This window comes from Methylobacterium trifolii (assembly GCF_022179685.1).
Lineage (GTDB): Bacteria > Pseudomonadota > Alphaproteobacteria > Rhizobiales > Beijerinckiaceae > Methylobacterium > Methylobacterium trifolii.
The window spans coordinates 1-12,632 of sequence record NZ_BPRB01000234.1 but is presented as its reverse complement, the minus strand read 5'-3'; the positions used below and the strand labels follow the sequence as shown (position 1 = coordinate 12,632).

At 70.7% G+C, this 12,632-nt stretch carries 16 protein-coding genes and 1 pseudogene; 11 read left to right on the top strand and 6 right to left on the bottom strand.

Annotated features, from left to right (window positions below; translation table 11 throughout):
* The 3 genes from COGEMETH_RS19220 to COGEMETH_RS19210 all read left to right on the top strand — a co-directional run.
* On the top strand, positions 1–295 hold a 295-nt coding region (locus COGEMETH_RS19220; protein ID WP_238184209.1), incomplete at its 5' end, for a BrnT family toxin.
* Between the two features lie 19 nt (positions 296–314).
* Positions 315–602, top strand: a complete 288-nt coding sequence (locus tag COGEMETH_RS19215) for a helix-turn-helix domain-containing protein (protein WP_238184208.1) — start codon at positions 315–317, stop codon at positions 600–602.
* A 68-nt stretch (positions 603–670) separates the two neighbouring features.
* Positions 671–949, top strand: coding sequence for a type II toxin-antitoxin system TacA family antitoxin (locus COGEMETH_RS19210; RefSeq protein ID WP_238184207.1), 279 nt, complete (start codon positions 671–673; stop codon positions 947–949).
* Between the two features lie 142 nt (positions 950–1,091).
* Here COGEMETH_RS19210 and COGEMETH_RS19205 read toward each other — a convergent pair whose 3' ends face one another.
* The 3 genes from COGEMETH_RS19205 to COGEMETH_RS19195 form a co-directional block, all read right to left on the bottom strand.
* Entirely contained in the window at positions 1,092–2,780 is a 1,689-nt protein-coding gene (locus COGEMETH_RS19205) for a thiamine pyrophosphate-binding protein (protein ID WP_238184206.1), read from the bottom strand.
* Between the two features lie 92 nt (positions 2,781–2,872).
* Positions 2,873–4,066, bottom strand: coding sequence for an FAD-dependent oxidoreductase (locus COGEMETH_RS19200; protein ID WP_238184205.1), 1,194 nt, complete (start codon positions 4,064–4,066; stop codon positions 2,873–2,875).
* A gap of 211 nt (positions 4,067–4,277) precedes the next feature.
* Positions 4,278–5,162, bottom strand: coding sequence for a LysR family transcriptional regulator (locus COGEMETH_RS19195; protein ID WP_238184204.1), 885 nt, complete (start codon positions 5,160–5,162; stop codon positions 4,278–4,280).
* Between the two features lie 227 nt (positions 5,163–5,389).
* Here COGEMETH_RS19195 and COGEMETH_RS19190 point away from each other — a divergent pair, with 227 nt between their 5' ends.
* From COGEMETH_RS19190 to COGEMETH_RS19160, 7 genes are all read left to right on the top strand, one after another.
* Entirely contained in the window at positions 5,390–6,691 is a 1,302-nt protein-coding gene (locus COGEMETH_RS19190) for an SLC13 family permease (protein ID WP_238184211.1), read from the top strand.
* Positions 6,692–6,824: 133 nt separating this feature from the next.
* Entirely contained in the window at positions 6,825–7,226 is a 402-nt protein-coding gene (gene sdhC, locus COGEMETH_RS19185) for a succinate dehydrogenase, cytochrome b556 subunit (RefSeq protein ID WP_238184203.1), read from the top strand.
* A gap of 11 nt (positions 7,227–7,237) precedes the next feature.
* Positions 7,238–7,642 (top strand): succinate dehydrogenase, hydrophobic membrane anchor protein, encoded by a 405-nt coding sequence (gene sdhD, locus COGEMETH_RS19180; RefSeq protein WP_238184202.1) that lies wholly within the window; start codon positions 7,238–7,240, stop codon positions 7,640–7,642.
* A gap of 27 nt (positions 7,643–7,669) precedes the next feature.
* Complete coding sequence (gene sdhA / locus COGEMETH_RS19175) at positions 7,670–9,490, top strand: succinate dehydrogenase flavoprotein subunit (protein WP_238184201.1); 1,821 nt, start codon at positions 7,670–7,672, stop codon at positions 9,488–9,490.
* Positions 9,491–9,517: 27 nt separating this feature from the next.
* Complete coding sequence (locus COGEMETH_RS19170) at positions 9,518–9,763, top strand: DUF433 domain-containing protein (protein WP_238184200.1); 246 nt, start codon at positions 9,518–9,520, stop codon at positions 9,761–9,763.
* Between the two features lie 5 nt (positions 9,764–9,768).
* Positions 9,769–10,131: a DUF5615 family PIN-like protein gene (locus COGEMETH_RS19165; protein WP_238184199.1), complete on the top strand. Its 363-nt coding sequence runs from the start codon at positions 9,769–9,771 to the stop codon at positions 10,129–10,131.
* Between the two features lie 14 nt (positions 10,132–10,145).
* Entirely contained in the window at positions 10,146–10,949 is an 804-nt protein-coding gene (locus tag COGEMETH_RS19160; RefSeq protein WP_238184198.1) for a succinate dehydrogenase iron-sulfur subunit, read from the top strand.
* A 21-nt stretch (positions 10,950–10,970) separates the two neighbouring features.
* Here COGEMETH_RS19160 and COGEMETH_RS19155 read toward each other — a convergent pair whose 3' ends face one another.
* Positions 10,971–11,153: a DUF3606 domain-containing protein gene (locus tag COGEMETH_RS19155; protein ID WP_238184197.1), complete on the bottom strand. Its 183-nt coding sequence runs from the start codon at positions 11,151–11,153 to the stop codon at positions 10,971–10,973.
* Between the two features lie 169 nt (positions 11,154–11,322).
* Here COGEMETH_RS19155 and COGEMETH_RS19150 point away from each other — a divergent pair, with 169 nt between their 5' ends.
* Positions 11,323–11,673 carry a cupin domain-containing protein gene (locus tag COGEMETH_RS19150; RefSeq protein WP_238184210.1) on the top strand — a complete coding sequence of 117 codons (351 nt, stop codon included), beginning with the start codon at positions 11,323–11,325 and terminating at the stop codon, positions 11,671–11,673.
* Here the strand turns inward: COGEMETH_RS19150 and rsmD are convergent.
* Positions 11,663–12,217 carry a 16S rRNA (guanine(966)-N(2))-methyltransferase RsmD gene (gene rsmD, locus COGEMETH_RS19145; RefSeq protein WP_238184196.1) on the bottom strand — a complete coding sequence of 185 codons (555 nt, stop codon included), beginning with the start codon at positions 12,215–12,217 and terminating at the stop codon, positions 11,663–11,665. The genes COGEMETH_RS19150 and rsmD overlap by 11 nt on opposite strands.
* Positions 12,214–12,632: pseudogene (locus COGEMETH_RS19140) on the bottom strand (pseudouridine synthase); the annotation flags it as partial. The pseudogene COGEMETH_RS19140 and the gene rsmD, both read right to left, overlap by 4 nt.

Sequence of the window (12,632 nt, the reverse complement as noted above, 5' to 3'; positions counted from 1 at the left end):
CGTATCTATCGACGATGGTGCTTTCCAATGGGATGATGCCAAAGCCGCGACGAATCTTGCCAAGCATGGCATTACCTTCGAGATGGCACGCGAGGCATTCAAAGACCCTTTCATTTTGGAATGGTCGGACGATAGCCAGACCGCCGACGAGCCGCGCTTTGCGGCTCTGGCCATGGTCGAACAGCGTGTGCTGTTCGTCGCCTATGCGATCCGGGGGGAAGCCATCCGTGTCATTTCCGCACGGCGAGCAGAAGCATTCGAGCGACGCAGGTATGCCGATGACAACCGAACATGACTGGCGACGGTCGGATGCCATGACGGATGAAGACATCCGCCGCGCCGCCCTGGACGACCCCGATGCGCAACCTCTGACACCGGAGAGGCTGGCGACGATGAAACGCACGCCTCAGGTGCGCACCATCCGCCGTGCGTTGGGCCTGTCGCAGGAAGAATTCGCCACGCGCTTCCACATCCCGCTCGGCACGTTGCGGGATTGGGAGCAGGGCCGCAAAGACCCCGATGCGGCGGCCCGTGCCTACCTCGTCGTGATCGGACGCAATCCGGAAGCCGTCAGCGAAGCCCTCCATCCTGCGCCATCATAAGCCCTGGTTTCTGCATCTCCGCAAAATGTCACGACAGGGCCATCACTCCGATCTTACGATCGCCGACGATGAAGAGCGCCATGCACGCGCCACCCAAGCGCGACACCCTCAATCTCCGCATCAAGCCGGAAGTGCGCGATCTCATCGACCGTGCCGCGCTGGCAGAGGGTAGGAACCGCACCGACTTCATCCTCGACGCGGCACGGCGCGCGGCGGAAGAGGCCCTGCTCGACCGCACCGTGCTCGTGGTCGGCCCCGAAGCCTACGCGGACTTCCTGGCGCGCCTCGACGCGCCGGCACAACCGAACGCGCGCCTGCAGACGTCTGCCCCGTGGGATCGTGCGTGACGATCACCGGCCCGGAACCGTTGTCCGACCATCACCGGGTCGAGGCGTTCTCGTCGGCGTCGCCTCACGCGATGATTGGCTGAAGCGCCGCGCCCTCTGAACGTCGGCGCGCCGCCACACCCGATACGCCCTCCTCAAAAACCTACGTCGCGCTCACCACCACCTCGACGAGGTTCGCCTTGCCCGAGCGGATGCCGGCCTCGATCGCCGGCGCGATGTCGGCGGCCCGCGTGATGCGCCGGCCCGGCACGCCCATCGAGGCGGACAGCGCCAGGAAGTCGATGCGCGGGTCGGTCAGGTCCATGGCGATGAAGCGGTTGGCGCGCACCGAGGCGTAGTGGCTCTGGCTCTTCATGTAGCGCTTGAGGATGTTGTACTCGGCGTTGTTGATCACCACGAAGGTGATCGGCAAATCCTCGTGCGCGGCGCTCCACAGCGCCTGGGGCGAGTACATCGCCGCCCCGTCGCCGACGACGCAGACCACGGGGGCGCGGTCGAGGCCCAGCGAGAAGCCCACCGAGGCGGGCATGCCCCAGCCGAGCACGCCGCCGCGCATCGAGGCGTATTGGTGGGTGGCGTCGCTGTCGAGGAAGGTGCGCAGGTGCGCGAGCGTGGCCGGCGCCTCGTCGACCACGGCGATGTCGCTGCCGACCGCGCGGGCGACCTCGCGCGCGGCCACCAGGGGCGCGATCACGGGGTCGTCGAAGGCCGCCTCCACCGCCGCATTGAGCCGCGCGCGCCGGGCGGCCTGGGCGTCGACCGCCGCCGCGCGCAAGTCGGCATAGGCCGCGGCCCGGTCCGCCAGGCGGGGGCGCAGCATCGGCAGCAGCGCGTCGAGGGAGGCGCGGATGTCGCCGACCATGGAGAGCGTCGTGGCGTAGGTGCGCCCGAGGTCGCGCACGTCGGCCGAGAGCTGGAACACCGCCGTGCCCGCGGGCACGGCCGAGCCCTCGGTGTAGAGCACGGTGATGAGCGACTTGCCGCCCAGCGCGAAGATCGCGTCGTAGCGGGACAGGATGCCGGCGATCTCGTCGGCCCGCGTCGGCAGGTTGCCGGCCCAGAGGGGGTGGGCGGTGGGGAAGGGGATGTGGGCCGGCCAGGACGAGCCGTAGACCGGGGCGGAGAGGGCGTCGGCCAGGGCCACGGTCTGGGCGGCGGCGTCGCTGGTCTCGATCTCGTCGCCCGCGATCAGGGCGAGCCGGCCGGGCGCCACCGCGGCGAGGTGCGCGGCCAGGCGGTCCAGGGAGCCGGCCACCGCGCAGAAATCGATGGTCGAGGTCTCGCCGGCGGGCGCCTCGGTCATCGCCTCCATCACGTCCATGGGCAGGGAGAGGAAGACCGGGCCGGAGGGCGCGGCGCTGCAATCGTGGAAGGCGCGCCGCAGCAGGATCGCGAGCTGGTCGGCGTTGGTGACCTCGCGGGCCCATTTCACGGCGGGGCTCGCGATGGCCACGAGGTCGCCGAACAGCAGCGGGTCGGTGATGGAATGCCGCGAATCCTGCTGGCCCGCGGTCACGACGAGCGGCGTGCCGGAGATGTGCGAGTTGATCAGGTTGCCGAAGCCGTGGCCCAGCCCCCCCGCGGTGTGGAGGTTGAGGAAGGCGGGGCGCCGCGCGGCCTGGGCATAGCCGTCGGCCATCGCCACCGCGCTCGCCTCCTGGAGGGCCAGGACGTAGGCGATGTCGGCCGTGTCCGTCAGGGCGTCGATGAGGGGCAGTTCGGTGGTGCCGGGATTGCCGAAGATGTAGCGCACGCCCTCCGAGCGCAGCACCTCCAGCAGCAGGGCCGCGCCCCGGCGCGGTCCGAGGGAATCCACCGTCGCGATCGCCATGCCTGTCCGCCCCGTTGCCGTCCGAGCCCTCAGGCTACGCCAAACCTGCGACGGAGCAATGGCGGGCGAAGGCGGCCTGTCCCGATGCGGGATCAGCCCGCGATCAGCGTCGCGAGGTGGGACACGGCCACGGTCGCGGCCTGGGCGGCGCGGGCGGAGGCGCCGATGACGTGGCGGGCGACGCGGTTGCGCAGGCGCCGGGCCGCCCAGGGCAGGCCGGTCTCGACGTTGAGCGCGCGGGCGTAGAGGCTGGTGCGCAGGCTCCGGTCGTCGCAGGCCCGCTTGACCGGGTCGGCGTAGTAGGCCGCGACCTTGTCGCGGCCCATGCCGGGGGTGGCGAGCCAGGCCGGGAGGTGGACGTTGGCGAGGCGGTCCACGTCGGTCAGCACCTTGCCGATCCCGGTGCCGGGGATCGGGCAGGCGGTCTGGAACGCGTCGCCGACGATCACCAGGCCCTCGCGCTCGTGGCCGACGACCCGGCTCAGGTCGATCGGGCGGACCTCCACCGGCCCGGCCACGCGCAGGTCGAGGCAATGGGCGTCGAGCCCCGGCATCAGCGCGCGCAGGGCCGCCTCCGGGTCGGCGCGCAGCGCCTTTGTCCAGGGCTCGCCGGGCTCCCGGTAGCAGAACAGGTTGGCCCGCATGGTCTCGCCCAGGGGGAACAGGGTCAGGTAGGCGTCCCGCCCCCCGAAGCCTTCGGAAAAATAGGTCAGCGCCGGGAACGGGAAGGCGGCGCGGGGCGCGGCCATGTCGAAGCCGATCGCCAGGGAGTGCCGGGCGCCGATCAGCCGCTTCGACACCCCGGCCTTGCGCAGCAGCACCTCGCCGAGGCCCGTCGCCAGCACGACGAGGCGGCCCTCGAAGCGGCGGCCGTCGGAGAGCGTCACGGCCTGGATCGCCGGCCCGAAGTCGAGGTCGGCGACGCGGCCGACCGTGAGGAGGCCCTCCGGCAGGTCGGCCCGCAGGCCGTTGACGAGGTCGGGATAGGCCACGCCGTACTCGTCCGAGCGCTCCCGGTGGGCGAGGCGTCCGAAGCGCACCACCTCGACCTCCCGGGTCGGCGTGGTGAAGCTCCGCAGGGCCGGGCCGAAGCCGAGCTTCTCGAACAGCGCCATCTGCGCCGCGCCGTACTTCTCGGCCCGGAAATCGTGGCCGTGGACCGCGTGCGCGTCGACCAGGGCGACGCTCCGGCCCGCCCGGACCAGGATTCCGGCGAGGCAGGTGCCGGCCAGACCCGCGCCGATCACGACGACGTCGAAGGGGCTCGGCCGGCTGGGCATGGTCATAGGTCGTTCCAGATTGCGACGGACGTATTCGCCGGACGATCGGCAGTGCATGCCGCATGCCGTGTCGAAACGGCACGCCACGCACACGATCTTTCGCCGGCGTGGAACCGCGATCGATCCACGAAATCGGTCCGGATACGCTAAAGATCGAACAATCGACCGTGCGGTTTTTATGTTTCCGCTTTTTTTCCGAAGCCCGAGACCGGCGAATCTATGCGCGCAGATGCCTGACGAAGTCCTGCACGAAGGCGGGCAGCGTCGGCAGGTCGCGCAGGCACAGGGTCAGGTCGCGGCTGGCCCAGGGGTCGGTCAGGGGCACGACCGCGATGTCGAGGCCGCGGGCGGCGCGCCGGGCCATGCTCTCCGGCACGATGCCGAGGCCGACCTTCGCGTCCACGAGGCGGCAGACGGCGTCGAACCCCCGCAGCTGTACCCGCAGGCGCATCGGCCGGCCGATGCGGGCGGCCTTGTCGGCCAGGAACCGGGTGATGGCGCTGGCCCGGTCGAGGCCGACGAGGTCGTGGACCAGGATCTCGGCGAAGGGGACGGAGTCGCGCTGCGCCAGGGGATGGTCCCCCGCCGCCACCAGCACGAAGCGGTCCTTGCGGAACGGGAAGGTCTGGAGCGTCCCGGTGTCGACCGCCCCCGACAGGATGCCGATGTCGCCAGCGCCCTCGGCCACGAGGCCGACGATCTCGTCCGAGGTGTGCTCGTCGATCTCGACGCTGACGCCGGGATGCTCGGCCAGATACGCGGCCAGGGCCTCGGGCAGGTACTCGGTCAGGGCGTTGGTGTTGGAGAGCACCCGGATCTGGCCGACCGTGCCGCCGGAGAAGGCCGACAGCTCCCCCTGCATCCGCTCGACGCTGGCGAGCAGGTCGCGGGCGTGCGCCAGCAGCGCCCGGCCGGCCGGCGTCGGGCTGATGCCGAGGCGGCCGCGGGTCAGAAGGGCCGCCCCGAGGGAGGTCTCCAGGCCCCGTATCCGGGTCGAGGCGGCGGCCAGCGCCAGGTTCGCCCGCGCTGCCCCGTGGGTGATCGAGCCGGCCTCGACCACGTGCCGGAACAGGCCGAGGTCCACGAGGTCGAAGCGCATCATCGGGTATCGCGTCCGGATCGGTATCCGCCCGAGGCGAAGCCTGGAGAGATCATCATTCGAAGACCACCTCTCACGAAAGAGTGATCGCGGCGGCGAGCACCGGGCTTCGCGGGCCGTCCCACCCTTCATCCTTCGTGATCGACGAAGGCTCCGTCAAGGACTCCCGAATTGCGAACCGCTCCAGACTGGAAAGGATGGCGGCCACGCAACGCAGGGGGGGACGGGCGATGGACGGGGAGGCGGCCATCCTGGCGACCGGCGCCCTGCTCGTGCTCTGCATGGGCCTGTGGGCCACCGTGCTCCTGCCCGAGATCGTCACGGCGCTGCTGTTCTTCACGCTCGCCATGCTGCTCAAGCTCGGCACGGCGGGCACCGTCTTCTCCGGATTCGGCTCCTCCGCCTTCTGGCTGGTGCTGTCGGGCATGGTGGTGGGCGTGGCGATGACCCGCACGGGCCTCGGCGCGCGCCTGGCGCAGGGCCTGAGCGGGCGGCTCTCGGGCTCCTACGCGCGCCTCGTCGGCGGGATCGTGGCCTTCAGCTTCGGGCTGGCCTTCGTCATGCCCTCGAACCTGGGGCGCGTCGCCCTGATGATCCCGGTGACGCTGGCGCTGTGCGACGCTTTCGGGCTCCGGCCGGGGCGTCCGGGACGGACGGGCGCCGTCCTCGCGGTGGGGCTCGCCACGCCGATCCTCTCGGCCGCGATCCTGCCGGCCAACGTGCCCAACCTCGTCATGGCCGGCGCCGCCGAGCGGCTCCTGGGCCTGCACCTCACCTACCTGCCCTATCTCTGGCTGCACGCGCCGGTGCTGGCCCTGGTCAAGGGCGCGATCCTGGTGGTGCTGATCGTCCGGATCTTCCCCGACACCCTGGAGGCGGGGGCCGGCGCGCTCCCGGCCCTGCCGCCGATCTCAGGCGCCGAGCGGCGCCTCGCGGTGATCCTGGCGGCCACCCTGGCCCTGTGGGTGAGCGACGGCCTGCACGGCATCGCCCCGGCCTGGGTGGGGCTCTCCGCCGCTTTGGTCTGCCTGATGCCGCGCATCGGCGTGCTGCCGGCCGAGGCCTTCGGGCAGGTCTCCCTGCGCACCTGCTTCTACATCGCGGCGCTGCTGGGCCTCGTCGCCCTGGTCAACGAGACGGGCCTGGGCGCACGCCTCGGCCACGCGCTCCTGGCGGTGGCCCCGCTGGAGCCCGGCGCCACGGCGCGGAACTTCTTCGTGCTGGCCGGGATCGCCACGCTGCTGACGCTGCTCGTCACCGCCAACGGGGCGCCGGCCCTCTACACGGCGCTGGCGGGCGAGATGGCGGGCGCCAGCGGCTTCGACCCGATGACCGTGGTGATGATCCAGGTGGTCGGCTACGCGACCCTGTTCTTCCCCTACCAGGCCCCGCCGATCGTGTTCGCGCGCGAACTCGGGCGGGTCTCACTACGGGACGCGACGAAGCTGACCTTCGCCTTCGGGCTGGCCTCCCTCGCGATCGCGCTGCCGCTGGACTACGCCTGGTGGCGCATCCTCGGGCGGCTGCCGTGACGAATCGTCCGCAACAGCACGGCCCCCGGTGTTTGCGCGTTGCACCATGGAGGCATTGCGGCTTGCCGGGACGCACTCTAGCGCTACCACTTTAGAGACAGTTCAGTTCGCAACTGCACGAGGCACCAGGACGATGGCACCAACCGCCCTGCCCACCGTGGCACCGCCGCTCTCGCCCCATCTCCAGATCTACCGCTGGACCTGGACCATGGCGATGTCGGTGTTCCACCGGATCACCGGCACGGCCCTCTACGGCGGGACCGCCCTGGTGGCGATCTGGCTGGTGGCGCTCGCCTCGGGGCCGGCCGCCTATTCCTGGGTGGCGTGGTTCTTCGGCTCGTGGATCGGGCGCCTCGTGCTGTTCGCCTATACCTGGGTGCTGATGCACCACCTGCTCGGGGGCCTGCGCCACTTCGTCTGGGACGCCGGCATCGGCTTCGAGCGCGACACGCGCATGCGGATGGCCCGCGCCACCCTGATCGGCTCGGTGACCCTCACCGTCCTGATCTGGGCCCTCGCCCTGCTCGTGCGCTGAGGAGCTCCGCCATGGCCGACACGCATCGCACATCGATCCGCACGCCGCGCGCCCGCGTGCGCGGCCTGGGCGTCGCCGGCCACGGGGCCGGGCACTGGTGGCAGCAACGCGTCACCGCCGCGGCCAACGCCGTGCTGATGCTGGCCTTCGTGGTCATCGTCGCCCGGATGTCCGGCCGGACCTATCCGGAGGCGGTCGCCCTGGTCTCGAACCCGATCGTCGCCATCGTCCTTGTGCTGGCCGTCGCCTCCGTCGCGATCCACATGCGGATCGGCATGCAGGTCGTCATCGAGGACTACGTCCACGCCCCCGGCCTCAAGGTCGCGGCGCTGTTTGCCAACAATTCCTACGCGGTCGTCGTGGCCGTGGCCTGCATCTACGCGATCCTGCGCGTCGGGCTCGGCCAGCCCGTCTGACCCGTCATCGAGCTTGAGGAGCCGCACATGGCCGCCAACGGAAGCAACGGGGGGACCGGCCCCGCCTACACCATCCACGACCACACCTTCGACGTGGTGGTCGTCGGCGCGGGCGGCGCGGGGCTTCGCGCCACCGTGGGCTGCTCGCAGGCGGGCCTGCGCACCGCCTGCATCACCAAGGTGTTCCCGACGCGCTCGCACACGGTGGCGGCCCAAGGGGGCATCTCGGCCTCGCTCGGCAACATGGGCCCGGACGACTGGCGCTGGCACATGTACGACACCGTGAAGGGCTCGGACTGGCTCGGCGACCAGGACGCGATCGAGTACCTCGTGAGGAACGCCCCGGCGGCCGTCTACGAGCTGGAGCACTGGGGCGTCCCCTTCTCCAGGACCGAAGAAGGAAAAATCTACCAGCGGCCCTTCGGCGGCATGACCACGGATTACGGCAAGGGCACCGCGCAGCGCACCTGTGCGGCGGCCGACCGCACGGGGCACGCCATGCTCCACACCCTCTACGGGCAGGCGGTGAAGAACCAGACCAACTTCTTCATCGAGTACTTCGCCCTCGACCTGATCATGGACGACGAGGGCCGCTGCCGCGGCGTGATCGCCCTCGACCAGGCCACCGGCGAGATCCACCGCTTCCGGGCGCAGATGGTGGTGCTGGCCACCGGCGGCTACGGCCGCTCCTACTTCTCGGCCACCTCCGCCCACACCTGCACCGGCGACGGCAACGCCATGGTGCTGCGCGCCGGCCTGCCGCTGCAGGACATGGAGTTCGTGCAGTTCCACCCCACCGGCATCTACGGGGCCGGCTGCCTGATCACGGAAGGCGCGCGCGGCGAGGGCGGCTACCTGACGAACTCGGAAGGCGAGCGCTTCATGGAGCGCTACGCGCCGTCCGCCAAGGACCTCGCCTCCCGCGACGTGGTCTCGCGCTCGATGACCATGGAGATCCGGGGCGGGCGCGGCGTCGGCAAGGGCGGCGACCACATCTTCCTGCACCTCGACCACCTCGACCCGAAGATTCTGCACGAGCGCCTGCCGGGCATCTCGGAGAGCGCGAAGATCTTCGCCGGCGTCGACGTCACGAAGGAGCCGATCCCGGTCATCCCGACCGTGCACTACAACATGGGCGGCATCCCCACGAACTATCACGGCGAGGTGCTGACCCTGCGCGACGGCAACCCCGACACCGTGGTGCCGGGCCTGATGGCGATCGGCGAGGCGGCCTGCGTCTCCGTGCACGGGGCCAACCGCCTCGGCTCGAACTCGCTCATCGACCTCGTGGTGTTCGGCCGCGCCGCGGGCCAGCGCTGCGCCGAGATCGTCGAGCCGAACGGGCGCCCGATGGATCTGGCCAGGGACTCCGCCGACAAGTCGCTCGCGCGCCTCGACCGGTTCCGCTACGCCGACGGCGGCACGCCGACCGCGGAGCTGCGCCTGGAGATGCAGAAGACGATGCAGAACAACTGCGCCGTCTTCCGCACCGGCGAGGTGCTGGAGGAGGGCAAGGGCCTGATCCACAAGGTCTGGAACGCGTCAGCCGACATCCGCATCACCGACCGCTCGCTGGTCTGGAACACCGACCTGCTGGAGACCCTGGAGTTCGACAACCTGATCGGCCAGGCCGTCGTCACCATGGAATCGGCCGCCAACCGCCAGGAATCGCGCGGCGCGCACGCCCGCGAGGACTTCCCCGACCGCAACGACAAGGAGTGGATGAAGCATACCCTCTCCTGGCTCGACGAGAGCACGCATCAGGTGAGCATCGACTACCGGCCGGTGCACACCTACACGATGTCGAACGAGATCCAGTACATCGAGCCGAAGGCGCGGGTGTATTGAGCTGAAGCCATCCGACCGGAGCGCGTGATGACACGCACGTTTGCAGGATTTCCCCGCATCACGACCGATCCTCAGGTGATGGGGGGAAAGGCGTGCATCCGCGGCATGCGCGTCACGGTCGGGATGATTCTGGGCAATCTCGGTTCCGGAACTTCGATCGAGAGGCTTCTCGAACTCTATCCTTATATCGAGCGCGAGGATGTCCTGGAGTCGATCCGCTACGGGGCGTGGCTTGCCTCCGAGCGTGAGATTACGCCTGTGGCGGCGGCGTGAGATTCGTGATCGACGTGAACCTCTCGCCGGAATGGACGGGCGTGCTGTCGGCGGAAGGGCATGATGCCGTCCACTGGCGAGACGTCGGGGCGACCGATGCCTCGGACGACCACATTCTAGCCTGGGCCGTTCAAGAAGACCGGATCGTCCTGACCGCGGATCTGGATTTTGCGACTGCCGTCGCGACGCGCGGATTGAAGGCCCCGAGTGTCGTGCAGTTGCGAGCGGTGAGTACCGATCCATCGATCGTCGGACGCTTCGTCACGCAGTCCATTGCCAATGCCGGTCCCGCACTCGGGGGCGGCGCGATCCTCACGATCGATTCCGGCCAGGCTCGCCTCAGGCCCGGCCTCGGCGCGATCTCATAGACGGACGGAAAGACATGGCCGAATTCTCCCTTCCCAAGAATTCCCGGATCACCGAGGGCAAGTCCTGGCCCGCGACGACGGGGGCCAGGAACCTCAAGGAGTTCCGGGTCTACCGCTGGAACCCGGACGACGGCGCCAACCCGCGGATCGACACCTATCAGGTCGACCGGGACGATTGCGGCCCCATGGTCCTCGACGCCCTGCTCTGGATCAAGAACAAGGTCGACTCGACGCTGGTCTTCCGCCGCTCCTGCCGCGAGGGCATCTGCGGGTCGTGCGCCATGAACATCGAGGGCCAGAACGCGCTCGCTTGCACCATGGGCATCGACGAGTGCCAGGAGCATGCGAAGGGCCGGAAGACGGCCGCGGTGAAGATCTATCCGCTGCCGCACATGCCCGTGCTCAAGGACCTCGTGCCGGACCTGACCAACTTCTACGCCCAGCACGCCGCGGTGGAGCCCTGGCTCCAGACCGACACGCTGGCCCCCGAGAAGGAGTGGAAGCAGACCCCGGAGGACCGGGCCAAGCTCGACGGGCTCTACGAGTGCATCCTGTGCGCCTGCTGCACCACCTCCTGCCCGAGCTACTGGTGGAACGGCGACCGCTTCCTCGGCCCGGCGGCCCTGCTCCAGGCCTATCGCTGGCTGATCGACAGCCGCGACGAGAACACCGGTGACCGGCTCGACGCCCTGCACGACCCGTTCCGGCTCTACCGCTGCCACACGATCATGAACTGCGCCAACACCTGCCCCAAGAGCCTCAACCCGGCCAAGGCCATCGCCGAGATCAAGAAGATGATGGTCGAACGGACGGTCTGAGTCCCCGTTCGACATATCGCCTCAGCGCTTCTTGCCCAGCTCCGCCGCGATGTCCTTGACCATGCGCCCGGCCTTGCGGTGGGCGGTGGTGAGCTGGTCCTGGGTCACGCCCCAGCGCTTCATCCAGTATTCCACGGCCTTCCGCTCGGAGAGGTCGAGGCGGTCCTTGTCGATGAAGCCGCGCTTGTCCTTCAGGCCCGCCATGGTCGCTCCTCTTCGCGACGCGTGATGTCGCCGCGGGCGTGGGGCGGGTCAAGGGGAACCGCACCGCGTGCGGGACGAACCGGACCGCCCCGGCCGAGGCACCGGGTTCGCGGCCGGGGCGGGAAGCGGGTATGCCCTGCCTCCGATCCACGGCCCGACGGGCGCGCGCATGATCCCGCACAACCTCCTCGCCGACCTGCCCGCTGCCGCCGCCGAAGAGGTCGTCGCCGAACTCGTGCGGGCGCCGGGCCTTCGCATCGAGCGCATCGTCTCGACGGGCCAGGCGAGCCCGCCGGGCTTCTGGTACGACCAGCCGGAGGCGGAGTGGGTGGCCGTGCTCGCGGGCGCGGCCGGCCTGCACTTCGCCGACGAGACGGCCCCGCGCCGGCTGGGGCCGGGCGACCACGTCCTGATCCCGGCCCGTCGCCGCCACCGGGTCGCATGGACGGACAGCCCGACGATCTGGCTCGCGGTGCACTTTTCGGATTGCGGGGCGCCGCCTCGTGCCCTCACCCCGTGAAGCGCGCCAGGGTGACGGCCGTCTCGCCGTAGGCCCGGCGCTCCAGTTCGGAGAACCCGGCGGGCAGGGCGAAGCCTGAATCCTCCGCCTCCTCGACCACGACGAGGGCGCCGTCCGCCAGCCACCCGCCCGCCGCCGCGCTCGACAGGGCGGCCGGGGCGAGGTCCCGTCCGTAGGGGGGATCGCAGAAGGCGAGCGTGAAGCCCGGCTCCTGCGCCGGCCCGAGGCGGGTGGCGTCGCGCCGGAACAGGCGGGTCGTGCCTTCCGCCCCGAAACTCTCGATGTTGGTGCGGATCACGGCGCGGGCCTCCGCGCCCTCGTCGACGAGGAGGGCGTAGGCCGCCCCCCGCGACAGGGCCTCGAAGCTCAGCGCCCCCGTGCCCGCGAACAGGTCGAGGACGCGGGCACCCGCGGCCGCGTCGTCGTAGGCGTGGGCCAGCACGTTGAACAGGGCCTCGCGCAGCCGGTCCGAGGTCGGCCGGATCGCGTCGGTGCGGGGCGTGGCCAGCCGGCGGCCGCGCCACGCCCCGCCGACGATCCTCACCGGGCGCCGCGCGGCGGACGCCCGCCGGGCTTGGAGCCGCCCGGCTTGAATCCGCCCGGCTTGGCCCCGCCCGGCCGCGCACCGAAGCCCCCCGGCTTTGACCCGCCGGGCTTGCCTCCGAACCCGCCGGGCTTGCCGCCGAAGCCCCCCGGCTTGCCCCCGAACTTGGCGCCGCCCGGACGGCCACCGCCGGCCCGGTCCTGCCCACCGCCCTCGGAACGGCCCTTGTAGCCGCCCTCGCCGGTCCGGCCCTTGTAGCCGCCACCCTCGTTGCGGTCCCCGCCGGGGCGGCCACCGGACCGGTTGCCGCCGGGCCTGTCGCCCTGCGGCCGATCCCCCTGGAAGCGATCCCCTTGGGGTCGCGCACCTTGGGGGCGTGCATTTGGGGGCCGGCCGCCCTCGCGGCGCTCGCCCT